The 25,107-nt window shown below is 35.3% G+C and carries 25 protein-coding genes and 1 pseudogene; 16 read left to right on the top strand and 10 right to left on the bottom strand.

The window, feature by feature from the left end; translation table 11 throughout:
* The first annotated feature begins 103 nt into the window (after positions 1 to 103).
* A complete protein-coding gene (locus H9L01_RS02235; protein ID WP_187534409.1) occupies positions 104 to 568 on the top strand; it encodes an NUDIX hydrolase in 465 nt (154 codons plus the stop codon).
* A gap of 9 nt (positions 569 to 577) precedes the next feature.
* On the top strand, positions 578 to 1,069 hold the full coding sequence (locus H9L01_RS02230) for a redoxin domain-containing protein (protein WP_187534408.1): 492 nt from the start codon (positions 578 to 580) through the stop codon (positions 1,067 to 1,069).
* Positions 1,070 to 1,095: 26 nt separating this feature from the next.
* On the opposite strand, the gene H9L01_RS02225 is transcribed toward H9L01_RS02230, so the two are convergent.
* Genes H9L01_RS02225 through H9L01_RS02200 form a run of 6 tightly spaced genes read right to left on the bottom strand, consistent with a single transcriptional unit; the run spans position 1,096 to position 9,308 of the window.
* Positions 1,096 to 3,681: an ABC transporter permease gene (locus H9L01_RS02225; RefSeq protein WP_187534407.1), complete on the bottom strand. Its 2,586-nt coding sequence runs from the start codon at positions 3,679 to 3,681 to the stop codon at positions 1,096 to 1,098.
* Positions 3,678 to 4,358: an ABC transporter ATP-binding protein gene (locus H9L01_RS02220; protein ID WP_187534406.1), complete on the bottom strand. Its 681-nt coding sequence runs from the start codon at positions 4,356 to 4,358 to the stop codon at positions 3,678 to 3,680. Before H9L01_RS02220 ends, H9L01_RS02225 begins: the two co-directional genes overlap by 4 nt.
* A gap of 44 nt (positions 4,359 to 4,402) precedes the next feature.
* Positions 4,403 to 6,985 (bottom strand): ABC transporter permease, encoded by a 2,583-nt coding sequence (locus tag H9L01_RS02215; protein ID WP_187534405.1) that lies wholly within the window; start codon positions 6,983 to 6,985, stop codon positions 4,403 to 4,405.
* The gene (locus H9L01_RS02210; protein ID WP_187534404.1) at positions 6,982 to 7,662 is read right to left on the bottom strand and encodes an ABC transporter ATP-binding protein; all 681 of its coding nucleotides are present in this window, start codon (positions 7,660 to 7,662) and stop codon (positions 6,982 to 6,984) included. Before H9L01_RS02210 ends, H9L01_RS02215 begins: the two co-directional genes overlap by 4 nt.
* 45 nt (positions 7,663 to 7,707) lie before the next feature.
* Positions 7,708 to 8,667: a sensor histidine kinase gene (locus H9L01_RS02205; RefSeq protein ID WP_187534403.1), complete on the bottom strand. Its 960-nt coding sequence runs from the start codon at positions 8,665 to 8,667 to the stop codon at positions 7,708 to 7,710.
* Complete coding sequence (locus tag H9L01_RS02200; RefSeq protein WP_187534402.1) at positions 8,664 to 9,308, bottom strand: response regulator transcription factor; 645 nt, start codon at positions 9,306 to 9,308, stop codon at positions 8,664 to 8,666. The genes H9L01_RS02205 and H9L01_RS02200 overlap by 4 nt, the downstream gene beginning before the upstream one ends.
* A gap of 126 nt (positions 9,309 to 9,434) precedes the next feature.
* Between H9L01_RS02200 and queA the strand changes: the two genes are divergently transcribed.
* The 9 genes from queA (at position 9,435) to H9L01_RS02155 (ending at position 18,895) form a co-directional block, all read left to right on the top strand.
* A complete protein-coding gene (gene queA, locus H9L01_RS02195; protein WP_187534401.1) occupies positions 9,435 to 10,475 on the top strand; it encodes a tRNA preQ1(34) S-adenosylmethionine ribosyltransferase-isomerase QueA in 1,041 nt (346 codons plus the stop codon).
* Between the two features lie 28 nt (positions 10,476 to 10,503).
* Positions 10,504 to 11,022, top strand: coding sequence for a hypothetical protein (locus tag H9L01_RS02190; RefSeq protein ID WP_187534400.1), 519 nt, complete (start codon positions 10,504 to 10,506; stop codon positions 11,020 to 11,022).
* Entirely contained in the window at positions 11,022 to 11,360 is a 339-nt protein-coding gene (locus tag H9L01_RS02185) for a hypothetical protein (protein ID WP_187534399.1), read from the top strand. Before H9L01_RS02190 ends, H9L01_RS02185 begins: the two co-directional genes overlap by 1 nt.
* Positions 11,361 to 11,406: 46 nt before the next feature.
* Complete coding sequence (locus H9L01_RS02180) at positions 11,407 to 12,000, top strand: SGNH/GDSL hydrolase family protein (protein WP_187534398.1); 594 nt, start codon at positions 11,407 to 11,409, stop codon at positions 11,998 to 12,000.
* 86 nt (positions 12,001 to 12,086) lie between these two features.
* Complete coding sequence (locus H9L01_RS02175) at positions 12,087 to 12,797, top strand: TrmH family RNA methyltransferase (protein WP_187534397.1); 711 nt, start codon at positions 12,087 to 12,089, stop codon at positions 12,795 to 12,797.
* Positions 12,797 to 14,566: an NAD(+) synthase gene (gene nadE / locus H9L01_RS02170; RefSeq protein WP_187534396.1), complete on the top strand. Its 1,770-nt coding sequence runs from the start codon at positions 12,797 to 12,799 to the stop codon at positions 14,564 to 14,566. Before H9L01_RS02175 ends, nadE begins: the two co-directional genes overlap by 1 nt.
* A 123-nt stretch (positions 14,567 to 14,689) precedes the next feature.
* Complete coding sequence (locus H9L01_RS02165; RefSeq protein WP_187534395.1) at positions 14,690 to 16,858, top strand: ABC transporter ATP-binding protein; 2,169 nt, start codon at positions 14,690 to 14,692, stop codon at positions 16,856 to 16,858.
* Entirely contained in the window at positions 16,848 to 18,644 is a 1,797-nt protein-coding gene (locus tag H9L01_RS02160; RefSeq protein ID WP_187534394.1) for an ABC transporter ATP-binding protein, read from the top strand. The genes H9L01_RS02165 and H9L01_RS02160 overlap by 11 nt, the downstream gene beginning before the upstream one ends.
* 32 nt (positions 18,645 to 18,676) lie before the next feature.
* On the top strand, positions 18,677 to 18,895 hold the full coding sequence (locus H9L01_RS02155; RefSeq protein ID WP_187534393.1) for a hypothetical protein: 219 nt from the start codon (positions 18,677 to 18,679) through the stop codon (positions 18,893 to 18,895).
* A gap of 727 nt (positions 18,896 to 19,622) precedes the next feature.
* Here H9L01_RS02155 and H9L01_RS02150 read toward each other — a convergent pair.
* The gene (locus H9L01_RS02150) at positions 19,623 to 19,868 is read right to left on the bottom strand and encodes a NifU family protein (protein ID WP_187534392.1); all 246 of its coding nucleotides are present in this window, start codon (positions 19,866 to 19,868) and stop codon (positions 19,623 to 19,625) included.
* Between the two features lies 1 nt (position 19,869).
* Positions 19,870 to 20,325, bottom strand: coding sequence for a divergent PAP2 family protein (locus H9L01_RS02145; RefSeq protein WP_187534391.1), 456 nt, complete (start codon positions 20,323 to 20,325; stop codon positions 19,870 to 19,872).
* A 68-nt stretch (positions 20,326 to 20,393) separates the two neighbouring features.
* On the opposite strand from H9L01_RS02145, the pseudogene H9L01_RS10735 reads away from it, so the two are divergent.
* From H9L01_RS10735 to H9L01_RS02125, 5 genes and pseudogenes are all read left to right on the top strand, one after another.
* Positions 20,394 to 20,570 (top strand): annotated as a pseudogene (locus H9L01_RS10735) (S1 RNA-binding domain-containing protein); the annotation flags it as partial.
* Positions 20,571 to 20,762: 192 nt separating this feature from the next.
* Positions 20,763 to 22,037 carry a glucose-6-phosphate isomerase gene (locus H9L01_RS02140; protein WP_246449187.1) on the top strand — a complete coding sequence of 425 codons (1,275 nt, stop codon included), beginning with the start codon at positions 20,763 to 20,765 and terminating at the stop codon, positions 22,035 to 22,037.
* Positions 22,038 to 22,133: 96 nt separating this feature from the next.
* Entirely contained in the window at positions 22,134 to 22,790 is a 657-nt protein-coding gene (locus H9L01_RS02135; protein ID WP_187534389.1) for a DNA alkylation repair protein, read from the top strand.
* Position 22,791: 1 nt separating this feature from the next.
* On the top strand, positions 22,792 to 23,205 hold the full coding sequence (locus H9L01_RS02130; protein ID WP_187534387.1) for a DUF1801 domain-containing protein: 414 nt from the start codon (positions 22,792 to 22,794) through the stop codon (positions 23,203 to 23,205).
* Positions 23,206 to 23,210: 5 nt separating this feature from the next.
* On the top strand, positions 23,211 to 23,741 hold the full coding sequence (locus H9L01_RS02125; RefSeq protein WP_187534386.1) for a DUF4256 domain-containing protein: 531 nt from the start codon (positions 23,211 to 23,213) through the stop codon (positions 23,739 to 23,741).
* A 10-nt stretch (positions 23,742 to 23,751) separates the two neighbouring features.
* On the opposite strand, the gene H9L01_RS10965 is transcribed toward H9L01_RS02125, so the two are convergent.
* Together H9L01_RS10965 and msrA are read right to left on the bottom strand one after the other, a co-directional pair.
* Positions 23,752 to 24,081 carry a helix-turn-helix transcriptional regulator gene (locus tag H9L01_RS10965; RefSeq protein WP_425486355.1) on the bottom strand — a complete coding sequence of 110 codons (330 nt, stop codon included), beginning with the start codon at positions 24,079 to 24,081 and terminating at the stop codon, positions 23,752 to 23,754.
* A 400-nt stretch (positions 24,082 to 24,481) separates the two neighbouring features.
* On the bottom strand, positions 24,482 to 24,982 hold the full coding sequence (gene msrA / locus H9L01_RS02115; protein ID WP_187534384.1) for a peptide-methionine (S)-S-oxide reductase MsrA: 501 nt from the start codon (positions 24,980 to 24,982) through the stop codon (positions 24,482 to 24,484).
* Positions 24,983 to 25,107: the final 125 nt, after the last annotated feature.

The following is a 25,107-nucleotide window of genomic DNA, read 5'->3' as shown; positions in this document are numbered from 1 at the left end:
GTTTCATAATTTTTGCAATTATTTGTGGAAGTATGTAAAAGCGTGTGAATGACTTGAAACCAACTTCGATACGGTTGATAATATGTTCATGGAGGCAATTCCCATGAAACATTTTAAGAAGAAAACGCAACAACCACGTTCTACATTTATTCCTAAAGCTGTTTTAATTCTCGTTGATGAAGAGAATCGTATTGGACTGCTTCAAAGTACTCATGATAGTAACCTATGGCAACTACCTGAGACAACGATTCACCCGAAAGAAACTTTAGAAGCATCTTTAACACAAGATTGCATCAATGAATTTAATTTAGAAATTGAAAACTTAATCATTTCAAATGCATTTACTGAAAGACAAGAAGCATTTGAAGAAGAATTATTTATCGTTACAACAGTATACTATACAGATTTATTTAAATTTAAAGAAAATCAAACACAAATAGAATTTTTTGATCTTGAACATTTACCATTAAATATGGATAAAGAACATTTGAAATACATTGAAGATTACAACCATGTTATTGAAAAACAATTTATGAAATATGTCCTACTTAACGGACAAATGTTTTAGGAGGTCTGTATGAAAACAAAAGTATTCGGAATTCCACTGAATTTAAAAGAGAGTGAACTCGTACTTGGAAAGAAATTTCCCTATTTCGATGTAGAAACGGTGTATGGTGATACTTTCTCACATGTAAATTTATTAGGGAAGAAAACAGTTATTAGTACGTTCCCTGATATAAATACCAAAGTATGCTCTATTCAAACACGTAAGTTTATTGAATCATTTCAAAATGATGATCGTGTCCAACTCGTAAGCATTTCAACAAACTCAAATAACGACTTTCTCCACTGGTGTGCTCAAGAAGGTTTGAAAGCAACAATGATCAGTGATAAGTCAGGTGATATTGCGAAACGCTTAGGTGTATGGATTCCAATCATTAATAAGTACGCGCGTACTGTTATGATTGTTGATGAATTAGGCTATATTGAGAAGATATACGTAACAAAAAACATCACTGATGAGCCTGATTATAAGGCGGTTATAGGTTATCTAAATAAAATAAATTAAGACGTCACAATTTGTGACGTCTTTTCTTAGAGGTTACGCAAGCTATCGATAATACTATGATTTTTACTTTTCACAATTGTGATGATTGTATTTGATACGATGAGTAGAAGCAGTATACTCCACGAAATAAGTATTGCTTTAATGTCTATACCATAAGCGAGAGGTTGCCCATTCACAACAAATAAATTCACAATTACGATTATAGAGAATGAAGCTAGAACCCCTATTAATGTACCAAATATTAAAGGTGACCAAACTAACCGAACACTTTCATAAAATAGCATTTTCTGAATTTGCTTTTGAGACATCCCGACTGAACGTAATGCAGCGAGTTCACGTTTGCGAGTGTTGAGATTTGTTAGTGATATGTTCACAACGTTTAATAAACAGACAAGGACGATAAACGCCATAATTGAAACGAGTATGTTTGTAATTGTTTTTTGAATAAGCTTTGGCATCGCTTTGTCAACATCTTGATTTGATGAATAATATTTATCTACATCAAACAGTTTAACCGTTGAGAAACTATCTGAGGATTCTATCTTTGCTGTAATGCGATTTAGGTATATTAAATCAGTACTGTGCATGGTTTCTTGAATAAAATTAAGTCGAGGGCTGTCAGCATTCATAATGAGTATTGGCGAAGTTACAAGTTGCTCGAAATTGGGCAAAGGTGTAGTTAATATATAGTCAATAGGGAGATCAAAAACAGACTGAAATTTGAAGCGGTCATCTTCCTCAGAGGATTCATTGTCGAAATTTACTGCTCCTACCGACAATGAATTTAAACTATCAATATCAAAAAATGCGCCGTCATATTTTTCGGAAGAATCATACCAAGTATAGTCAAGACTGCTAAAGTAATTTAGAAAAATTGTATCAATTCCTTTTTGATTTATGTCTAGAGAGTTGTAAATAGTCTCAAACGACTTTCCGTTCAAAGCCCAAAGAGGAATGTAATCACTCATTTCGTTATTTGCATCTTTAATTCCATCGACAAACTTCAAATGATTTGAATTAGTATCTCTTATGGAAACATAGTATTCTGGTATTAAAATGTAGTTTTCTGTATTTGAGTCATTAGATAAAACATTGTCTATTTCTTCATTGATTTTTTTTATACTGCTTATTGATGAAGCATTATAAGCAGAAGGTCTAATCTCAACATTATAACTAGAGGTATTGTATTCCCCCATATTACCGAAACCAATTTTAATAAAACTCATAGTGGTCACGAATATCGCAATTGTTATGCTCAACGATATTTTAATTCCCTTAAATTTTGATTTATCAGAGATATTGTATTGTTTTGCCATAGATTTAGGGAGATTTTTTGAATTTATTTTAATCTTATTTCTTGAGTAACGTGAGTTTTCTCGAATTGCATCAATGGAAGTCATTTTGAAGAGTTTTTTGATTGAATAATTTAAAGGGAAACTAACAAGAATGAATGAGAAGGCGGTAACAATAAGGACACCCTCCCACGGTAGTCTGGGATAGAAAACCCAATCAGAACTAGTTCCAAAATTTTGATTTGAAAAAGTGAAAATGCTATTTATATATGTGAGTAGAAGTTTACTAATACCAAACCCAAGTCCGATTCCTAAGACTAATCCAATAGTAAGTAGAATATATCCTTCAAATCGTATCATAGACTTTAGTTGTTTTTTTGTGGCTCCGATGCTACGTAATAAACCGTAATCGTGAACCTGTGTTTGAATATTATTATAGAATGCATTGGTGATAAGTGAAAATGTAGCAAGAGATAAAAGAACAATAAATACAGTAGATGAGCCTCCTAAAACCAACTTGGTATAGTCTAGACTGTATTGCATTCCGATAATTGAATTGTAGTTATTGTTATATCTAACATGACGAGCTGCTTCCGGATTGTGTTTACTGGGGAAAACATTATTTTTGATGTTTCCTATTAAATTTTCGATGCTTTTAGTTCCAGGTTTAAATTTGATATATAGATATTTATATGGATCAGAAGTGTCAAAAGACATTAGCGCACTCGAATGAGTAATTTCAATTGATGATTCTTCGGTAATTCCTACAATTGTAGCGTCTGAATAATGTCTTGGTTCAAAATGCCCATTTTCAATGGGGATGTTTTGCTTCACGGTTACAATATCACCTAAGTTTAAATCGTGTTCAATTTTTGATCGAGAAGTGATAATGAGTTCATCTTTATTTTGAGGCATTCGCCCTTCGATAATTAGATCATCAAAAGAGTTACTATGTTCTTTGAGCATATCTGAGAAAAGTAAATAATTATCTTCGAAGTCAACAGTAGAAACCGATATATTTCCGAACATTTGATTGTCATTTAATATTATTTCTTTACTATCACTTACGATGGCATAGGAATCCACAACATCTCCAAGAGCCCTGATAATTTCATCTGCGTCATCCTCAAGTTGTATCATTACATTCCACTTTGAACTTTTGTACAGAGCATCTTCTTCGTAAGTCTTATAAACACCAAAAAGAGAAGCGACAACCATAGTTGTCATGGTGACGGAAAGAGAAATACTAATAACCGTTAGAAGTGACGCCTTCCAATTCTTTTTTACGTTTTGTAAACTTATTCTTTTGGTTATGTTCATCGTAAGACCTCATCTCTGATTATTTTTCCATCTTCAATGTGGATAATACGATCAGCTTGCGAAGCGATTGTCTCGTCATGAGTGATTAGGATAATTGTTTGTGAATACTCTTTGTGCGCGTGTTTGAGGATATCAATAATTTCTTGTGAGTTGGCCTGATCCAAGTTTCCTGTTGGTTCATCAGCCAGTAGTAATGAAGGATGTGATATAAGTGCTCTCGCAATTGAAACACGCTGCTGTTGGCCCCCCGAGAGCTGATTAGGCAAGTGATTTAAACGGTCTTGTAATCCAAGCTGTGTAATAATCTCTTGATAATAATCCTCGTCAACAGATGTTTGATCGAGAAGAAGAGGAAGTTTAACATTGTTCTCCACATCAAGAATGGGTATGAGATTATAGAATTGGTATACAAGACCAATATGACGTCTTCTAAAAAGTGTTAGTTTTTCTTCATTGAAAGTACTGACATTATGACCATCAATGGTCACAGAACCTGATGTAGGCTCATCGACACATCCTAAAATATGTAAGAGTGTTGATTTGCCGCTACCACTTGGACCCATAATCGCCACAAACTCGCCACGATTGATAGACAGTGATAAATCATTCAGTGCATAAAGTGACTCATCACCGGATTTATATATTTTTGTTAAGTTACTGACTTTAAGAATTTCCATTTGATCTCCTCTATGTATAGTTAACAATGGTAAAGTTTGTTTGACTATAAATTACGCAAGCTCTCGATAATACTATGATTTCTACTCTTCACAATTGTGATAATTGTATTTGATACGATTAGTAAGAGAAGAATACACCACGAAATAAGAATAGCTCTGATATCAATACTGAAAGCAATAGGTTGACCATTGATAATAAATAGATTCACAATGGCGATGATTGAGTATGAAGCAAAAATACCTATTAATGTACCCATTATTAAAGGATTCCAAGCTAATCGAACACTTTCATAGAACAGCATTTTCTGAACTTGTTTTTGAGACATTCCTACGGAACGCAATGCCGCAAGTTCGCGTTTGCGAGTGTTGAGATTTGTAAGTGATATGTTCACAACGTTTAATAAACAAACAAGCGTAATAAATGTCATAATTGAGACAAGAATGTTTGTAATCGTTTTTTCAATAAGCTTTGGAATTGCTTTATCGACATCTTGATTTGAAATATAATAATCTTCTGAATCAAATAATTTAACGGTCTCAAAGCTATCATGAGTTTGCACTATCGCTGCAAATCTGTTTAGGTGAGCAGCTTCACTTTTTAGGAGTGATTCTTGGATTGCATTAAAACGGACACTATCAGAATTCACAATAATATAGGGATAAGACAGAGAGTCGAAATCGGGTAATTCTCTTGCGATGACAGCGTCAACAGGAATCTCAAAAATAGGGTTAAATATATAAGAGTCAGGATTTTTATCATTATAGACTGACTCCCCAATATATAGAGACTCTGTAGAGTCAAAATCAAAATAAATACCTTCATAAGTGTGATCAGAACTTACACGGTCGAAATCATAGATAGTGCCATAGTTTACAAGAATCGAATCGATATTTTTTTCTTGGATGTCTAAAGAGTTGCGAACAATGTCAAAAGAGTGATCATCCATAATTAATAGTTTGATAATATCGCTATTAGCTGAGTTGTTTTGAGGAACTTCCTTATATATCTTTAGAGGATCAAAGTTTTTATCACGGATTGAAATATTATATTGAGAAAATATTAAGTAGATTTTTGTATTTGAATCCTTTTCTAGAATATGCCGCATTTCTTCATTTTTTTTATTAAAACTATCAAGCGAGGCGGCATAGAAATGCTGAGGCGCTACCTCGACATTATATTTTGAAGTGTTGTATTCTCCCATATTACTAAAACCAATTTTTATAAAGCTCATTGTAGTGATGAAAATCACAATGGTAATGGTTAATGATATTTTAATACCTCTAAATTTAGATTTTTCTGAGATACTGTATTGTTTTGCTAGAGACTTAGAGAGATTCCTTGAATATATCTTGAGTTTGTTTCTCACGTAACGGTTATTTTCTCGGATAGCATCGATCGAAGTCATTTTAAATAATTTTTTTATAGAATGATTCAATGGAAAGCTAACTAGGATGAAGGAGAAGACAGTGATAATTAGGATGCCTTGCCAAGGAAGAACAGGTGAGAAAACCCAGTTAATTGTTGTTCCGAAAGCTTGATTTGAAAAAGAAAAAATACTATTGATGTAGTTAAGGAGAAGCTTTCCTATTCCAAATCCCACTCCAATCCCGAATGCCAACCCAATCGAAAGTAAAATATATCCTTCAAAGCGAATCATGGACTTAAGTTGTTTTTTGGTTGCCCCAATACTACGCAATAAACCATAGTCATGAACTTGTGTTTGGATGTTATTATAGAAAGCATTAGTAATCAGCGAAAATGTTGCGAGTGACAGTAAAACGATAAAAACAGCTGAAGCGACACCTAAAATAACTTTTGTGGTGTCTAACTTAAATTGCATCCCGAGAATTGTATTATAGGTTTCATTATATCGAAGAATACGAATGCCATCGTGATTAGGTAACGAAGGATCAAACTCTTTACCAATTGGTTCCATTATTTTTTCAATGTTTTTTGTTCCAGGCTTAAACTTGATATAGAGAGTTTTCCAATTATCATTACTATCTGAAGGATAATATTGTCTTAGTGCTCCAGTAAAATCTATACCATTAGAAGAACCGGCCATAATACCAACTATCCTGGCCTCGCTGAATATTTCATCATTAGATGGATTTTCGTAATTGTCGACACTTTGTTTAATAGTGACGATATCATCGAGATTTAGGCTAAACTCGGTTTTAGAACGTGACGTAATGATGAGCTCATCTTTGCTTTGTGGTAGTCTTCCTTCAATTATTAAATCATCAAATGAGTCTTTCCCGACTTTTACTTCATCTGAAAACATTGAAAAATTTGATTTAAAATCGATAGTATCAATTGACATGCTTCTACGATCCAATTCTGTACCGACGTCAACATACTTTCCGCGACTAATGACAGCGTAGGAATCTACAATCTCGCCAAGAGCACTGATAATTTCATCTGCGTCATCCTGAATACCAACTTCTACATTCCATTTTGAACTCTTATAGAGCTTATCTTCTTCGTAGGTCTTATAAACACCAAAAAGAGAAGCGACGACCATGGTTGTCATGGCGACGGAAAGAGAAATACTAATAATCGTTAGAAGTGACGCCTTCCAATTCTTTTTTACGTTTTGTAAACTTATTCTTTTGGTTATGTTCATCGCAAGACCTCATCTCTGATTATTTTTCCATCTTCAATATGGATAATACGATCAGCTTGCGAAGCGATTGTCTCATCATGAGTGATGAGGATAATTGTTTGTGAATACTCTTTGTGCGCGTGTTTGAGGATATCAATAATTTCTTGTGAGTTGGCTTGATCTAAGTTTCCTGTTGGTTCATCAGCCAGTAATAATGAAGGATGAGATATAAGTGCTCTTGCAATTGAAACACGCTGCTGTTGGCCCCCAGAGAGCTGATTAGGCAAGTGATTTAAACGGTCTTGTAATCCAAGCTGTGTGATAAGCTCTTGATAATAGTCCTCGTCAACAGATGTTTGATCAAGAAGAAGAGGAAGTTTAATATTATTCTCCACATCAAGAATGGGTATGAGATTATAGAATTGGTATACAAGACCAATATGACGTCTTCTAAAAAGTGTTAGCTTTTCTTCATTGAAAGTACTGACATTATGACCATCAATGGTTACGGAGCCCGCTGTAGGTTCATCAACACAACCTAAAATATGGAGGAGTGTTGACTTACCACTACCACTGGGTCCCATTATCGCAACGAATTCGCCACGTTTAACGGTTAGAGAAAGATCATTGAGAGCATAAACTGATTCGCCCCCTGTTTTATAGACTTTTGTTAAATTCGATACATTTAAAATTTCCATATGTTTCACCTCTAACTTCATTATAAGGGGATAAGGATTGTTTGGTTATGACGGTTCTATCATATTTGGGAAGATGACTGTAAATGTGTTCGCATCTTTTACACGGATATTTCCATCATGTAGAATCATGATTTGACGTGCAACTGATAAACCAATACCAAGGCTATTAGGTTGATGGTGTGTCGTAAAGAATCGTTCAAAAACACGGTCACGAATATCATGTGGAATTTCTGGACCGTCATCATAAATATTTAGGGTAGGAGTCAAACTTGTTTTCACATCTTCTATCCAAATTGTCGTCTCTGCGTACTTTATTTTATTAACAAGGATATTATAGAGTGCTTCATAGTATTGTCCTACATCGCCATAAACATCACTTTGTACATCAACTACGATTTTTATGTTTTGATTTTTGATTAAAGGATAGATATCACTAAGTACGTTTTTTACCAAACATTCTAAAGATATCTTTTCAATATTGAGTGTAACCTGAGCTGTTTCAAGTTGAATTAACCTCATAATCGCACTAATGAGGTGGTCCAACCGATTCACTTGATCACGAGTAGCAAGGACGAGTTCATCATCTTGTGGTCTCAGGTCTGTGAGAATTGAGAGTGCAGTGATTGGTGTTTTAATTTGATGCGAGATGTCTTCAAAGGAAGAATTAATAAAGTCATTTTTATCCTGTAAATTAGAATTCATAGTTCTAAGCGTCACCATTGTTTTGTTAAGCTCGGAGTAGAGAATACCGAGTTCTCCCTCATCATATGCCTCAAGAAAATAGTGGTAGTTACCACTATTTAACGTTTTAATATACTGAGTGAGTTCTTCAACTTGGTCGTTTCGTTGTTTTAAATACTGATACACAAGACCGATTAGAAATATAAAAGCAATGATTAAAACTAGAATGTTAGGAATGAAGTAGAAAACGAGGCAGGAAAGAATGAAGACCATCGTTAGTTTTATAAACATTTTTTGTATAAATGAATCGCGTAGCATTTTCATGATATGACAATGTATCCTTTCCCATGGACTGTTTCAATTCGAAGTTTATTATCGCATTTCTCTTTGAGACGGCGAATAATAACGGAGAGTGCGTTGTCAGTAATATAATCATCTGTTTGCCAAATGACGTGGTTTAGTTCTTGACGGGTTAGTAAAGTATTCTGATGTTTCAGTAGATACAATAGTAAACGGTATTCTTGCGTGCTTAAATTAATGGGGTCATGATCAAGATGTGCAGTTGCGGTATGAATGTTTAAAGTGATATTTTGATGATGATAAATTCCAGTGTGTGTTCGTCGCGTTACAGCAAGTATCCGTCGTTTTAACTCATCCAATCGAAATGGTTTTGTAATATAATCATCCGCACCCAAATCAAAGGCTTCAATTACGGTACGTTCATGACTTTTGGCAGTTAAGAAAATAACAGGGATATTACTATTGGATTTAATATGACGACAAAAATCAAGACCATTACCATCCGGAAGTTCGATGTCCACAATACACAAATCGATATCATGACTAAAATTGAGAAGCGCATCATGATAAGTAAGCGATGCAATAACTTCCCACCCATTGAGTTCCATAAACTTACGAAGTCCAAAGACTATCGCAGTATCATCTTCCACCAAGAATATTTTCATAATCCTATTATAACGTGTTTTTGTCAGTAAAATATGATGGAAGTATCATATTTAGAAATTGCTTGGCACGAGAAACTATGCCTCATTTAAAAATTGGAGTATAATAAACAAGATTAGGAGAATATTATGAATACAAATGATTTTGATTTTTATCTACCGGAATCGTTGATAGCACAAACACCTTCTGAAAAAAGAAGTGAATCACGTTTGCTGGTAGTAGATGACATGAATTTAGAAGATAAACACTTTTATAACATTATTGATTACTTAAATGAAGGTGATGTGTTGGTCGTTAACGATACGCGCGTAATTGCCGCTCGTTTATTTGGGACAAAACCAGAGACAGGTGCTCATGTAGAATTATTAATTCTAAAATTTGAAGGAAAAACTGCAGAGTGTCTTGTTGGGAATGCTAAGGTAGTAAAAGTTGGAACGGAACTGGATTTTGGTGAAGGGAAACTTAAAGCTATTTGTACTGGAATTGGTGAAGAAGGAATTCGTTTCTTTGATCTTGTTTTTGATGGGATTTTCTTAGAAATATTGGATGAACTTGGACAAATGCCGCTACCACCTTATATTCATGAAAAACTAGAAGATAAGGAACGATACCAAACAGTTTATTCAAAAGTTGAAGGAAGTGCTGCAGCACCAACAGCAGGACTTCACTTTACTCAAGAATTGCTACAACAGATTAAAGATAAAGGAATCACGATTACTCCTGTTACATTGCATGTGGGATTGGGAACGTTTAGACCTGTTAAGGTTGATGATGTCTTGAATCATAAAATGCATAAAGAAGAATACTTTATGTCGCAAGAAACTGCAGATATTCTAAATCATGCACGTGAGGAAAAACGTCGAATTGTTGCGGTAGGAACGACTTCTGTGCGGACTCTTGAAACGATTATGAGCGAGTATGGAGAGTTTAAAGCATGTCATGGTGATAGCGAAATATTTATTTATCCAGGGTATAAATGGAAGGCGGTTGATGCAATCATTACCAACTTCCACCTCCCTAAATCCACATTAATTATGTTGGTAAGTTCTTTTGCAGGTAAAGATGTGATTGATCATGCTTACAAACATGCGGTCGATAATGAGTACCGTTTCTTCTCCTTTGGGGATAGCATGTTTCTGTCACATAAGAAAACCTCACATGTGATATAATGAACATCATAGAAAAAGGAGAATTAATATGAGTGACTCTCGAATCGGAAAAAAAATAATATCATCACATTCGTTGCTTCTTCTCGCAGTCTTTGTCGTCTCGCATTTAGCGATTAGTATTGTTCAATTGATGATGTATGGTGGTGGACATCCACTTACGAAACTTGTAGGAAGTTTACCGATCTTTGTTCAAGTTATTGCATGTTCAATTTATGCTTTTGTAATTTATAGTGTTATTGGGTATTTGCTTGTAATTGCCTATCCAAGACATAAAGAAAATTTAGTTAAAGGATTGGATCGTGCAGCCTTAATTTTGGCAATCATATTCTTAGTCGTATTTTTATTTGCCTACATTTATTCATGGATTACCATTCGTCATAATATGTGGGTTATCTATACATTCTTAAATCCAATATTTGGAACTTTAATGTTTACAACCATGAAGCCAGATTGGATGTCATTACTTTGGATTGTTTCAGCAATCATCCCAAGTGTGAGTCTTGCGTTTGGAATGTTCTTAAGATTAAAACATGAAGGAGTTGTGTAATGAAACGTTATTGGAGTGCATTATTAGTTATTATTGTGAGTGCTTTATTGTATCAATTAATCGGACGTTTTCTTCCAGCGAAGTTTAGTGGTTTTCTAGACTTGTTGTGGATGATTTTACTTTTGGTTATCGGATATTACTTAGCACCGCATGCCAAAAAGAATAATCGTTGGCTTGGTAAAGTGGTGATTGCTATCTTGGTAGTATTCATCGTTGCTTACCGTATGAATTTCTTTGTCATACCAGAATTCACGAATCTCTTGAATCTACTCGGTTTAACAGGAAATTTCCTAGACTTGTTGTTAATCTATTGTGGTTGGGCATTTTTCCAAGTATAGTTAAAGTTAGAGACGCGTGGTATATATTGAACGGCGAGGTGATTGCATGAAACTTAAAAAGAATGCGACAGTATTATTCATTGGAGATCATATTATAGATGATAAATCTGAGAAAAGTGTTCCTCTGCTTTTGCGTGAGGCACATCCTGAATTAAATATTGTAGTTTCAAGTCATGATAAAGAATTACTAGACCATTTGCTCGGACGTATTAAACACGAAGTTAAGGCTGTCAAACCTGACTTAATTATCCTAAGTGTTGGTATCTCTGATTCCATCGATCAAAAACGCAGTCCAAGTTTAGGACGTTATGAAGAGTATTATCGTTTTATAACATTATATGAAGATATCTTGAATCAAGTTGAATCCTATGATGAACGAGTTATTATCCTTGAACCATTTATGGTTGTGAATCCGTTAATGAGTGAGTGCTTACGATTTGATTTGGATCGTAAACTTACCGGTATTCGAAGATTAGTACGTCAATTTGGCTTTAGCTTTGTATCTTTGGATGGCCCCATCAACGCTTATGCTATCAACAATGGTATACATAAACCTGTAAAATTAAATGGTGTAACACCTCGAAGTGCGAGTTATCAAATAATCGCAGACTCGATTGAAAATCTAATTGAAATCAAATGACAGTTTCTGTCATTTTTTTTATGCCATCTGACAGAAGAAACCATGGTTTATGGTATGATAGAGGTATGTAAATAAGCGAGGTTATTATGATAGTATCTGGAAAAATTAGTGTTAAAGCAATCCTAAAGGAAAGAAAACGTGAAATTAAGCGTGTTGTGATTTTAGATAAACATCACGATCGAGAATCGCGTTATGTTTTAGGCATTGCGGAAGGAATTCTTGTGGAAAGAATGGATCGCGAAAGCATGGATGAGTTGGCTCAAAATAAGTCACATGGTGGCTATCTTGTAGAATGTGGCCCACGCCTTAATGACAACATCAACAAACTCGGCAAAGCAGATTTAGCTTTGGTTTGTGTTGAAGGTGTAACAGATCCCTTTAACTTGGGTGAGATTTGTCGTACTGTCGCGTCGCTTGGTTTTGATGGCATTGTGACACCAGCTTATGATTTTTATGAACATGAAGCAAAACTAATTCGTGCGAGTGCTGGTGCCAGTGAATCGCTTTGGTGGTACCAAACAGAAGATCTCATTGATACGATTGAAAAGATTCAAAAACAAAACATCGCAATCATTGCAACCCATCGTGATGAGACCAGTCATTCCCTAACCAAATTTACTTACCCAGATCGTTTCTGTGTTTGTTTTGGTGGTGCATTACGTGGTTTATCACGTAAGCTGTTGGATATGAGTGATGAACGTGTACGAATTGATTATGATGCTCGTGTATCTTTAAGTAGTGTTGGAGCATGTACTGTATTTGCATATGAATACTTTAGACAAAAGGAGCTCAAATAATGAAAATCGCAATTGCGCAAATGAGAGTCCAAGCAAATCAGCCTCAAAAGAACTTTGAAGCAATGAAAGCTATCGTAAAAGAATATGAATCAAGTGTAGATTTAATCGTTTTCCCGGAAATGTGCATTAGCGGCTATTATGTCGGCGATCGTTTTCTTCAAAAGGACTTTGTAAATGAGATGACTCACTATAATAATGAAATCAAGTTACTCAGTCAAAATACAGGAATTATTTGGGGAAACTTGTACCATGAGAATCATAAAAATTATAATGCTGCATTCTTTGCGGCAAAAGGTGAATGGGTAAACCGTAATTCTAAAAAAGAGCCAGGGATTTACAAGAAACACTTATTGCCTAATTATACATTATTCGATGATAAGCGTTATTTCCACGCTGGAGAAGGTTTGTTTGAACCCTTTGAATATATGGGAGAAAAACTTTCAATTCAAATTTGCGAAGATATGTGGGATGATCGTCATGATTTTTCACCAACTGATAAAATGATGGCATACCAACCAGATATGATGATTAATATTTCATGTTCACCATGGACATTACATAAGGAAGGAAGACGATTAGAGCAAATTGAGACACTCAATCTTGATATTCCATTCATTTATGTAAATGCTGTCGGGATGCAAAATAACGGTAAAAATGTTGTCTTGTTTGATGGTGGAAGTATGGTTAAACAGGGAGATATCGTTACGATGCTTGCGGATAACTTTGAATCCGAAGTTCTGGTTGTGGAAACAACACGTCTACACCATAAACCCCTTGAAAAAAATGATGATAAAATTCATGATGCCATGATTAAAGCCATTCAATATTTTGATGAAGAAACATTACCTTATAAACCAAATTGGATTGTGGGTGTTTCGGGAGGACTTGACAGTAGTGTATCAGTTTCTCTTCTCGTTGAAGCATTAGGTTCAAATCGGGTCATTGGTGTGACAATGCCAAGTAATTTCAGTCGCGAGATAACCAAAAACAATGCTTACCATCTCAGTAAGAAACTTGGAATTCGATTCTTAGAAATTCCTATTGGTGGGATGGTTGATGCTACGGTTGGTGCACTTAATTTATCGGGATATGATTCTGTCCAAGGCTTAGCATATGAAAACATTCAAGCCAGACTTAGAGGTCATACACTAATGAGTTTATCAAGCCTTGAAAATGGCGTAATCATGAATAATGGTAATAAAATTGAAGTAGCATTGGGTTACGCAACACTTTATGGTGATGCAATTGGGGCATTAGCAATTCTTGGTGACCTAACAAAAATGCAAGTGGGAACCCTTGCACAATCCATCAACAGACGTGCCCAAACCGAGATTGTTCCTATCAATTTGATTCCAATTCAAAGTAAAACGAAAATTGATTGGGACTTTGCACCGAGTGCAGAACTTGCTCAAGATCAGTTTGATCCGATGAAATGGGGATATCATGATGCATTAATAACTTACTTAATGAAATATTCATTAATTGATCTTTTGGAATCGTATCAAGATAAAACAATCTATGATACTGAGTTAGGTGGTTACTTAAACGCGTATCATCTTGACCAGGGATCAGCATTTATTGAAGACTTAAATTGGGTACTAAAAACGATGAATACAGCAGTTTACAAAAGAATTCAAATGCCACCAATTGTAACGGTGAGTGAATATGCCTTTGGTCTTGCCTATCGTGAAAGTCAATCTGCATTCCGTGTAAGTGAACATGCACAAGCACTGATGCAACAAATTGCGAAAGAAACTATCTCAAATTGAGAAATAGTTTCTTTTTAGTTAATAATTGAATGCTATATTTTTAGTGGTTTTTGATTGAGAAAAGAAGTGTGTTGCATTATAATAAACTAATGAACATAGTTCAGTATAGAAGGAGAGGTATCGATGAGACACGTAAAGAAAAATATAAAACCGTTTATTTGGATGATTGTCGCTGCAATTGCATTGTTATTTGTACAAGCATTTGCTGACTTAAAACTACCGAATTATATGTCAGATATAGTTAACGTAGGGATTCAACAAAACGGTATTAAACATGCCAGTCCAGATGAAATTAGTCATAATGGACTCGAACTCATACAATCAATTTTGCCTCAAAAACAAAGCGATGAATTTAAGAACTATTATGTAGAAAAAAACTCTGATGTTTATACTATTAAAAGTGATATTGATCGTAATGAAGCAGATTTACTCATGGGAGAAACCGTTTGGACTCTTATGAATATGGATATACCTGGAATGAATCAGGGGCAAGGTCAAACACAAATGACCATGACCGATGATTTTAAAGTTGAAAAACTCTATGAAGCAATTCCGATGTTCCAAATGTTGGATCAATCGGTAAAAGAAACAGCATATGAAAAAGCACACGCGATGGAAGACAGTTTAAAACAACAAACTGGTATTGTCATGGCGAAGGCTTTCTATGAAGAATTGGGAACTGACCTCAATTCACTACAAAATAAATATATTATTTCCGTCGGAGCGCAAATGCTTGGGATGACGCTCTTAGGAGTTGTCGCTGCTATTGTAATTGGATACATGTCTGCGCGCGTTGGATCCGGATTTTCTAAAGGACTTCGTCGTGATATCTTTATGAAAATTCAATCTTTTTCCAATGAAGAGTTCGATAAGTTCTCTCAATCTTCAATGGTTGTTCGTAATGTTAATGACGTCAGCCAAGTACAAATGATGATTACAATGGGTATCCGTATGTTTATCTATGCGCCAATCATGGCTATTGGTGGTATCATTATGATTTCAAGAAGAGATACATCAATGACATGGATTATTGCACTAACATGTGCGATTCTACTCGTTCTATTACTTATCGTATCTGTGATTGCTGTACCACGCTTTAAGAAGATGCAAAAATTTGTAGATCGTCTTAATCTCGTATTCCGTGAAAATTTATCGGGAGTTATGGTAATCAGAGCATTTGGTAACAAGAAATTTGAAGATGATCGCTTTGATAAAGCCAATCGAGATGTTTCCGATCTGGCACTGTTTGTGAACCGCTTAATGTCACTCATAATGCCAATCATGATGTTCGTAATGAACGTAACAATTATCGCAATCCTGTGGTTTGGAGCAAATCAAGTTTCTGATGGTGTGCTACAAATTGGGGATATGATGGCCTTTATGCAATATTCAATGCAAATCATTATGTCATTCTTAATGATTGCGATGATGTTTATTTTTATCCCAAGAGCTATCGTATCTTTAAATCGTATTACAGAAATACTGGATACAGAAGTCTCAATTCAGGACGATGCTCATCCTGAAGACTTTATTTCAAGTCGTAAGGGTTATGTCGAGTTTAAGGATGTTGATTTCAAATATGGTGATGCGGATGAATACGTCCTCAAGGATATTTCATTCACAGCGAAACCGGGTGAAACCACAGCGTTTATCGGATCAACAGGTAGTGGTAAATCAACACTAATTAACTTAGTTCCAAGATTCTATGATGTCACCTCGGGAGAGGTCTTAGTAAATGGTACAGATGTAAGACATGTTGAACAACATGAACTTCGTGAATCCATTGGATACATTCCTCAAAAAGGTGTGTTACTATCAGGAACAGCAAGATATAACTTAACCTACGGTAATGAAAATGCTACCGAAGAAGAAATCAAGAAAGCTCTAGAAATTGCGCAAGCAACCTTCATTTTAAATAAAGAAGAAGGTCTTGATATGGAAATATCTCAAGGTGGAACAAACGTATCTGGAGGGCAAAAGCAACGAATCAGTATTGCACGAGCTCTTACGAAACATGCTCCTATTTATATATTTGATGATAGTTTCTCAGCACTTGATTTTAAAACTGATCAACTCTTAAGAAAATCAATAAAAGAAAACATGAGTGATGCAACCCTATTAATTGTTGCTCAACGTGTTAATACTATTATGGATGCAGATCAAATTGTGGTCTTAGATAACGGACGAATCATGGGTATTGGTAAACACCATGACCTTCTCAAATCCTGTCCTACATACTACGAAATTGCTGCTTCACAATTGTCAAAGGAGGAATTAGAGTATGAAAAATAATCAAACAAACTCAAAACCTCGTAATCAAAAGAAAGTTATTGCGAAATTAGGGGGACTTCTCAAACCCTATACTGTTGGAATTGTTATCGTCTTAATCTTTGCCCTAGCTTCCACAATCTTCTCGATTATTGGACCGAAAGTTATGGGTCAAGCAACAACTGTTTTATTTGAAGGCTTATTAAATCGTGTTAAAGGTTTGGGTGGTGTTGATTTTGATAAAATCATATCTATTCTAACTTGGCTCTTTGTAGTCTATTTACTAAGTTTAGTATTTAGTTTAATTCAAGGCGTTATGATGGCTCGAATTTCAAGAAATGTAACGTACAAACTTAGAACTGATATGCATCAAAAAATTGAAAAATTACCACTTAGTTATTTTGATGGTACAACCGTCGGGGAAGTACTTTCATATGTTACTAACGATATTGATGTTATCGATGCAAACTTAACAAGTAGCTTAACTTCAATTCTAACTTCAGTCACAACAATCATTGGAGTTCTCTACATGATGTTCTCCATTAATTGGCAAATGACACTGGCAGCACTTCTTGTATTGCCACTCTCATTTGGCCTGGTGTTCTTTGTATTCTCTAAATCACAACGTTTCTTCCAAGATCAACAAAAAAATCTTGGAGATTTAAACAGTCATATTGAAGAAATGTTTGGAAGTCATGTACTGATTAAAGCATTCAATGGTGAAGAAAAATCGATTGAACAATTTGATGAAGTTAATGATCAATTGTATGCATCTGCTTGGAAGAGTAACTTCTTCTCAGGTATGGTTCATCCAATCATGAACTTCATTGGTAACTTTGGCTATGTTGTTGTAAGTATACTTGGTGGATGGTTTGCAACACAAGGAATTATTAGTGTTGGAGACATTCAATCCTTCGTTCAATATATGAGAAGTTTTATGAACCCGATTGCACAGTTGGGAAACTTATCAAGTCAATTACAACTCTCACTTGCCGCTGCAGAACGTGTCTTTGATTATCTTGAACAACCGGAAGAAATTTCAGAAACTCAAGAAACTCACGATGTACAAGAAGTTCAAGGTAGTGTTGAATTTGATCACGTACACTTTGGTTATGATGTAAATGTACCTATTATCAACGACTTCAGCGCAACAATTCAACCAGGACAAAAAATTGCAATTGTAGGACCTACAGGAGCTGGTAAAACAACAATTGTGAAACTCTTGATGAGATTCTACGATGTAACCAGTGGTTCCATCAAAATTGATGGTATTGATATCCGCGATGTGAAACGATCTGAATTACGAGAAGTTATTGGAATGGTGCTCCAAGATACATGGTTATACAGTGATACCATTCGGGAAAATATTCGCTACGGTAAGCTTGAAGCATCCGATGATGAAGTTCACGAAGCAGCGTTGAAAGCACAAGTAGACTATTTTGTAAGGACACTTCCAGATGGATATGATACAATCTTAAATGAAGATACATCAAATATATCTCAAGGACAAAAACAACTCTTAACGATTGCGAGAGCGATTCTTGCGGATCCTAAGATTATGATTTTGGATGAAGCTACGAGTTCTGTTGATACCCGTACTGAAGTATTAATACAAAAAGCACTGGATCAACTCATGGTAGGAAGAACGAGCTTTATTATTGCTCACAGACTTTCCACAATTCGTAATGCTGATCTTATTCTTGTCATGGATAAGGGAGATATTGTTGAAAAAGGTACGCATGATGAACTCTTGGCTCAAGATGGATTCTACGCAACTCTTTATAACTCACAATTTAGTGAGGGAGATTAATACGTATCCTAAACATCCTGTGGAGGGGACTTATGAAGAATAAAGATGAACGCTTTAATTCAATTGCTTATTTAGGTATGGGAACCGTACTTATCATTATTTTAGATACGGCATGGTTTAGTCATGGTGGGTGGACACCATTACGAATGGGAATGTATGCAGTAATGACATTACTCATCGTAACGATGGTTGTAAAACTCGTGAAATTATTTAAAGAAGGCAATAAAGAAAGTAATAAGGATAAGAAATAAAAAAGGCTGTATATTGAGACTTTAATCTCAGTATACAGCCTTTGTTTAGTCAAGAGTATGCCACTGCAATGCTAACCTGGCACTTTACCTATCTTTCTTTGATGAATCATCTTTTTCCTTATGGGAAAGATAAAGTTTGTGTTGTTCGTTCATGTATCTGACATAAAGAAAAATCAAATATAAAATAACTACTATTTTTACTAAATAGATCAGTGTTGTCATAAGGGCTCCTTTTTTATTATGAATAGGTAGAATATGCGTCGTTGCGTCCTGAATATTGGCAGCGAAGAGTGCGTTTTTGGAGAAACCTTCATCCTCATTGTCTGAGTGAATCGAAAATGAGCTACAGTTGGTTTGTTTGAAGTAACAATTCAGTTTTCATACTTACCAATTAATAAACTATGTTTTCGGAAGATATATCATACTTTTTAGTTCTTCACTGATGTATCCGTTCTGATCAGTGTGTTGGGAAGATATTGGCCAAATAAATGTGGAAAGCATTGCCTATGCTAGAAATATGGCAGATAATTTCTTCTTTATTTCCATTTTCTCCTCCTAACATTTATGTCAATTTAATTATAGCATGGATTTTGGAATGATGTCTTTTAGGGGACAGTTTTAAAGAAGTTAAGATTTCTTATCCCTATTCCTAAAGTATGACGATGATTGACAGTAGTAATATTTATAATATCAATATAAAAAAGACGCTATGAGCGTCTTTAAACATCTATAAGTCTGTAAAGTAATCTTCGGCAATGACGCCAGTCACTTCAGGAATTTCATCCATTAACAAGGCTTCAACACCGCCTCGTAGTGTATAGTCAATAAGACCGCAACCGACACATGCTCCAAGGAGTCTGACAGTTACAATGCCGTTCTCATCAACACTCACAAATTCCATATCACCGCCATCACGTTGGATATAGGGTCTTATCTTATCCAAAGAGCGAATGATTCTTTCTTCAAGTGTCATGTTATCTCCAGAAGTAAAGAACAGATGCTGTGATAAATCCGACTAAGAATCCACCAATAACTTCGACCCATTTATGTCCAAGGACATCTTTGATTTTTTGGCGGTAGACGGGGTTATCGAGCGTTGTTTGTGTCAATGTTTCGATATCTTGAATTAATTGTTTTGTAATCTTAATATTTTGTCCTGCATAGTAACGAACATTCGCAGCATCATAGATAACCGTGAGCGAGAAAACCATGGCAATAAAGAAATACTGGGATTGAAAGTTAGATAGATATCCATAGGAGAGTGTGAGTGCTACAACAAGTGATGTATGTGAACTTGGAAACCCGCCACTTTCAAAAACAAGACTCAAATCTTTTTTTCCAGTTTTTAAATAATAAAATAATGGTTTAAATGCTTGCGCTAATATATTCGCAACTAATGCTGATACGATAGGATAATAATTATCTCCCATAAAATTCACCTCTTGATTCATTATAGCATACAATTATTCCTGTGTTATAATAAGAATGTTAATGAGGTATGGAGATGAAGAATATATATAAGAATGGACAGATTGTTGAAGGAGTCATAACGGGAATTCAACCTTATGGAGCCTTTGTTTCAATCGATGAGAATACAACTGGCTTGATTCATATTTCTGAAATATCGGATGATTTTGTTCGAGATATTCGTCAATACGTGGCTCAAGGTGAACAAATCATTGCGAAAATCATTGATGTGAGTGATGGTCCGAATCAGCTTCGATTATCTTTAAAAGCTCTCAATTATTCATCTCGAAAAATTAGAGAAGATAAAGAACATAAACGTAGTTTGGTCCCTGAAAGTGTTCTCGGGTTTAAATCTTTAGATGTTAAAATGCCTCAATGGGTGGCGAAAAAGGAGAGACCTATGGTTAATGTTAATTTGAAACATGCATTATTAGAAAATGATGTAATGAGTTATCAAGATGAAGTAACACGAATTCATGAAATGATCCACAATAAAACTGGAAAAGGAAATGATTTCTTAGGTTGGTTAGATTGGGCAGATCGTTATGACAAAGACGAATTTGATCGAATCAAAGTGTGTGCTAAACGTATCCGCGAGCAAGCCGATGTATTACTTGTTTGTGGTATTGGTGGATCCTACCTGGGTGCACGTGCAGCAATTGAAATGATTCAAGGACCTTACGCACAAGATGATCTTGAAATCATTTATATTGGAAACACTTTCTCTTCAACATCAATTGTTAGAATTTTAAACTATATTAAAGATAAAGAAGTAGCATGTAATGTTATTTCTAAATCCGGTACTACAACTGAAACTGCTTTAGCATTCCGTTTAATCCGTGAGTTCATGGAAAACAAGTATGGTGTGGATGAAGCATCAAAACGTATCTATGCAACTACCGATGCTAAAAATGGTCTTCTAAAACCTCTAGCTGATCAAAAAGGATATGAAACATTTGTTATTCCTGATGATATCGGGGGTCGCTTCTCAGTTATTACACCTGTTGGGTTACTCCCAATTGCCGCAGCAGGTATTGATATTGACGCTATGATGCGTGGTGTTAAAGATGCTACATTTGAATTAAATAATGCAAGCTTAGAAGCAAACCCTGCTTATGTTTATGCTGTTGTTCGTCGTATGATGGAAGCACAAGGTAAAGATGTAGAAATGTTTGTAAGCTATGAGTCACACCTTGTATTCTTAGCAGAATGGTGGAAACAACTCTTTGGTGAATCAGAAGGTAAAGAAGGAAAAGGCTTGCTTCCCGCAAGTGTTAACTTCTCCACAGACCTTCATAGTATGGGACAATTTGTTCAAGATGGTAAGAAAGTCCTCTTTGAAACTGTAGTGCTTGTTGACAACCCAATTGAAGATGCTGAAGTACCATTTGTAGATGGAGATATTGATCAACTTAACTACTTATCAGGTAAAAGCTTGAATTGGATTAACCAAAAAGCATTTGAAGGAACACTTGAAGCTCATGAGGTTACTGGAAATGTTCCTAATGTGATCCTTAATATTGAAAAAGCAGATGCATATAACTTCGGTTATCTCGTATACTTCTTCTTCAAATCACTTGCTATGTCAGTGTATATGTTGGATGTTAATCCATTTGATCAACCAGGTGTTGAAGTATATAAAAAGAATATGTTTAAACTTTTAGGAAAAAAATAATTAAATTAAGATAGATCGAAAGGTCTATCTTTTTTGATGCATAGAAATAACGTGAGCAATCTTAAAATGGTAAGATAAAGAAAAGGTGGTGTTCGTGTGAAGCTCGTAGAAGTAATGGATAATCTCCAAAGTGAGGGAATTCCTTCAAGAAGAAAAACATTATTAAAGCAAGGCGCTGCAGATGATGCTTTCGGTGTGCCAATGGGTAAAATACGGTCGTTTGCTAAGGATATAGGAAAGAACCAAGAACTGGCGGATGAACTTTGGAGTACTGGTCAATTTGATGCGCAAAATTTAGGAATATTTTTAATGGAGTCTGGTAAAGTAACACTTGAAGATGCACTTGAATATTTAGGAAGCGCGCAGACAGTAGAACTTTCTGATAGTTTGATAAGTAATGTTTTAGCGAAAATTAAGGATGAAGCCAAGCTTGCTGACCTTTGTAGTAAGAATCGTGACTTAAAGTTAAGACGAGCATACTGGGCGTTGATGGTTGCAAACAAATCACAATACGAGGCTGATTTTCCGGAAATTTTAGAATACATATCCGAGAACTTACCATTATCCCAAGAACCTGAAACTTGGATGATGAATCGGATGCTATGTGAAATTGGGTTTGGATATCCAAACTATACCGAAAAGTGTTTAGAGATAGGCGAACGCTGTGGTGTTTATAAGACAATGAAAGTATCCAAGGGATGTACGTCGGCCTATGCTCCAGACTGGATTCATGCAGTGGTAGGAAGGAAGTAAGATGGAAATAACGCAACATAATATTGATGGTTATCTTGATACTGTTGAAGATAAGAGAAAAGATGACATTATGCAACTCTTAGCTTTGGGAGAATCGTGCACAGGAAAAAAACCAAAACTTTGGGGTAATATTATTGGATTTGGAAGCCTTCATTATAAATATCCAACTGGAACCGAAGGAAACATGCCGTTATTTGGATTCGCTAATCGCAAACAAGCACTTACGCTATATATTTCTGATGAACTAGAATCTTATCCAAGACTGGATTCATTGGGAAAGTATAAAATAGGAAAGTCATGCTTGTACCTTAAAAATCTTAATGACGTTGATCGGGAAGAGCTCAAATTAATGATAATGTGGGGTATTGACACTATCCTAACACGTGATGACATTACCAATAACGAGAAGGAGTAAATGAGATGGAAAACCAATTAATAGAAGTTTTAAAAGAACGATTTGAAATGAATCCTCATCGACATGGAAATGTAGACTGGAATTCACTGGTCAAGGTACTGGATGATAAGAGTCTCAAAATCATTACGAAGATGGAAGAAACGGGAGGCGAACCAGATCTTGTTGTTTTAAAAGATGGTTCATGGATTTACGTTGACTGTTCTAGTGAGAGTCCAAGTAAAAGACGAAGTTTTTGTTTTGATGAGAAAGCATTGAACGATCGAAAGAAAAATAAACCAGAATCAAGTGTCGAAGCTGAGAATAAGAAGATGGGAACACGACTCTTAGATGAAGCTCTCTATCGAGAATTGCAGTCAATTGAAGCGTTTGATTTGAAGACATCAACATGGATTGTGACCCCAAGCGAAATTCGTGACCTCGGTGGTGCATTGTTCTGTGATCGTCGTTATAATACGGTATTCACCTATCATAATGGTGCTGATTCGTATTATTCTGCACGAGGGTATCGTAGTTATATAAAAATAAAACAGGGCTAACCCTGTTTTTTTACTGATTTGCTGGATTCATGAGATCCGAAAATAACTCAGGGTTTCCTACTTTGAAGTATTGATACCACGCTTCAGTAACGTCTTGAGGATAGACTTGTAATGCCGTGATGATATCCTTGGCAAAATCAAGTCCGCTTGCCGAGTTTGCGGTAATTAAGCTTTTATCACAATATGAATTGGTATTGTGATAGAGAGCTTCACCAGAGTAAATAGGAATGCCAGCGAGAGTAAGAGCATAGATATCTCTGAAAATGGTCCGACGTGAAACCTCGAAGTGCTCTGCCAGTTGATTGGCGGTAACACGTTCACGGTTTGATAAATAAAAGATAATACCAATTTAACGTTCAATTTTCAAACAGAGGTCCTTCGTTTCTAATACAATTATAACTTTAAATACTTCAGTTAGCTCGTAAGAATAAAAAAAATACGTTCTTATATGGAACGTATTGCTTTATACCTATTAGTTTTGGAAATAGAATTGAGATAATAGGATTTCATAATTGAAGCTTGATATTGTAATGGCACTTGCAACATCAAGTAACTCCACAATATTTCGTACCTACCAAAATACAAAATATTGAATCTGTGTACTCACACAATTATTATAAAGGTATTATAGCACGCATGATGATAATAAATTAATGAAATGACCAAAAATGATAATATATTATCACAACCACTCTCAAAACAGGCTAATTTGTGAATGATTCCTCAAAATAAACAAGGATTTACGATTTGAGTTCATCTTTTTGGATTAAACCAAAATTTATATGGCAATAACCTTGGGGATTTTTTACAAGATAATCCTGGTGATAGTCTTCTGCAGAGCAGTAGTTTTCTAAAGGTGTCACTTCAACTTGGATTGGTAGACTGAAGTTTTGTTGTTGTTTTGCCACGACGTCAGTGATGATTTTTAAATCGTCGTCATTCTCGTAGTAAATTCCTGTTCGATATTGAGTGCCTTTGTCATTGCCTTGTTGGTTGAGACTTAGAGGGTCAATCATTCTAAAGAGGTGATCAAGAATTTGGTTAAGAGAAATCTGAGTTTCGTCATACTTAATCTTTACTACTTCAGCGTGACCCGTTTTCCCTGTGCATACGGCTTCATAAGAAACTGTATCTTGATTTCCATTGGCATAGCCTGTTTCTGTGTCTACAACGCCTTTTAATCGTCTGTAGTATTCTGCTACACCCCAAAAACATCCTCCAGCTAGAACTATTTCTTTCATAATGCCACTTCCTTTTCTATAGAAACATTGTACGCAACTAAAATCCAAAAGTATAGAAAAAGGACCCGAAGGTCCAGGCACAGTGGTCTAAGCTGGCCAAACAAATATTAATGATGGAGAATCTC

This window comes from Erysipelothrix inopinata, assembly GCF_014396165.1.
GTDB lineage: Bacteria > Bacillota_I > Bacilli_A > Erysipelotrichales > Erysipelotrichaceae > Erysipelothrix > Erysipelothrix inopinata.
Note: the sequence above shows the minus strand (reverse complement) of the source record. Positions and strands in the feature narration are given on the sequence as shown.

Bases quoted from the DNA above. Each gene is read 5' to 3' on its own strand.
- H9L01_RS02235 (WP_187534409.1), top strand. From the start codon at position 104: ATGAAACATTTTAAGAAGAAAACGCAACAACCACGTTCTACATTTATT.
- H9L01_RS02230 (WP_187534408.1), top strand. From the start codon at position 578: ATGAAAACAAAAGTATTCGGAATTCCACTGAATTTAAAAGAGAGTGAA.
- H9L01_RS02225 (WP_187534407.1), bottom strand. From the start codon at position 3,681: ATGAACATAACCAAAAGAATAAGTTTACAAAACGTAAAAAAGAATTGG.
- H9L01_RS02220 (WP_187534406.1), bottom strand. From the start codon at position 4,358: ATGGAAATTCTTAAAGTCAGTAACTTAACAAAAATATATAAATCCGGT.
- H9L01_RS02215 (WP_187534405.1), bottom strand. From the start codon at position 6,985: ATGAACATAACCAAAAGAATAAGTTTACAAAACGTAAAAAAGAATTGG.
- H9L01_RS02210 (WP_187534404.1), bottom strand. From the start codon at position 7,662: ATGGAAATTTTAAATGTATCGAATTTAACAAAAGTCTATAAAACAGGG.
- H9L01_RS02205 (WP_187534403.1), bottom strand. From the start codon at position 8,667: ATGAAAATGCTACGCGATTCATTTATACAAAAAATGTTTATAAAACTA.
- H9L01_RS02200 (WP_187534402.1), bottom strand. From the start codon at position 9,308: ATGAAAATATTCTTGGTGGAAGATGATACTGCGATAGTCTTTGGACTT.
- queA (WP_187534401.1), top strand. From the start codon at position 9,435: ATGAATACAAATGATTTTGATTTTTATCTACCGGAATCGTTGATAGCA.
- H9L01_RS02190 (WP_187534400.1), top strand. From the start codon at position 10,504: ATGAGTGACTCTCGAATCGGAAAAAAAATAATATCATCACATTCGTTG.
- H9L01_RS02185 (WP_187534399.1), top strand. From the start codon at position 11,022: ATGAAACGTTATTGGAGTGCATTATTAGTTATTATTGTGAGTGCTTTA.
- H9L01_RS02180 (WP_187534398.1), top strand. From the start codon at position 11,407: ATGAAACTTAAAAAGAATGCGACAGTATTATTCATTGGAGATCATATT.
- H9L01_RS02175 (WP_187534397.1), top strand. From the start codon at position 12,087: ATGATAGTATCTGGAAAAATTAGTGTTAAAGCAATCCTAAAGGAAAGA.
- nadE (WP_187534396.1), top strand. From the start codon at position 12,797: ATGAAAATCGCAATTGCGCAAATGAGAGTCCAAGCAAATCAGCCTCAA.
- H9L01_RS02165 (WP_187534395.1), top strand. From the start codon at position 14,690: ATGAGACACGTAAAGAAAAATATAAAACCGTTTATTTGGATGATTGTC.
- H9L01_RS02160 (WP_187534394.1), top strand. From the start codon at position 16,848: ATGAAAAATAATCAAACAAACTCAAAACCTCGTAATCAAAAGAAAGTT.
- H9L01_RS02155 (WP_187534393.1), top strand. From the start codon at position 18,677: ATGAAGAATAAAGATGAACGCTTTAATTCAATTGCTTATTTAGGTATG.
- H9L01_RS02150 (WP_187534392.1), bottom strand. From the start codon at position 19,868: ATGACACTTGAAGAAAGAATCATTCGCTCTTTGGATAAGATAAGACCC.
- H9L01_RS02145 (WP_187534391.1), bottom strand. From the start codon at position 20,325: ATGGGAGATAATTATTATCCTATCGTATCAGCATTAGTTGCGAATATA.
- H9L01_RS02140 (WP_246449187.1), top strand. From the start codon at position 20,763: ATGGTTAATGTTAATTTGAAACATGCATTATTAGAAAATGATGTAATG.
- H9L01_RS02130 (WP_187534387.1), top strand. From the start codon at position 22,792: ATGGAAATAACGCAACATAATATTGATGGTTATCTTGATACTGTTGAA.
- H9L01_RS02125 (WP_187534386.1), top strand. From the start codon at position 23,211: ATGGAAAACCAATTAATAGAAGTTTTAAAAGAACGATTTGAAATGAAT.
- msrA (WP_187534384.1), bottom strand. From the start codon at position 24,982: ATGAAAGAAATAGTTCTAGCTGGAGGATGTTTTTGGGGTGTAGCAGAA.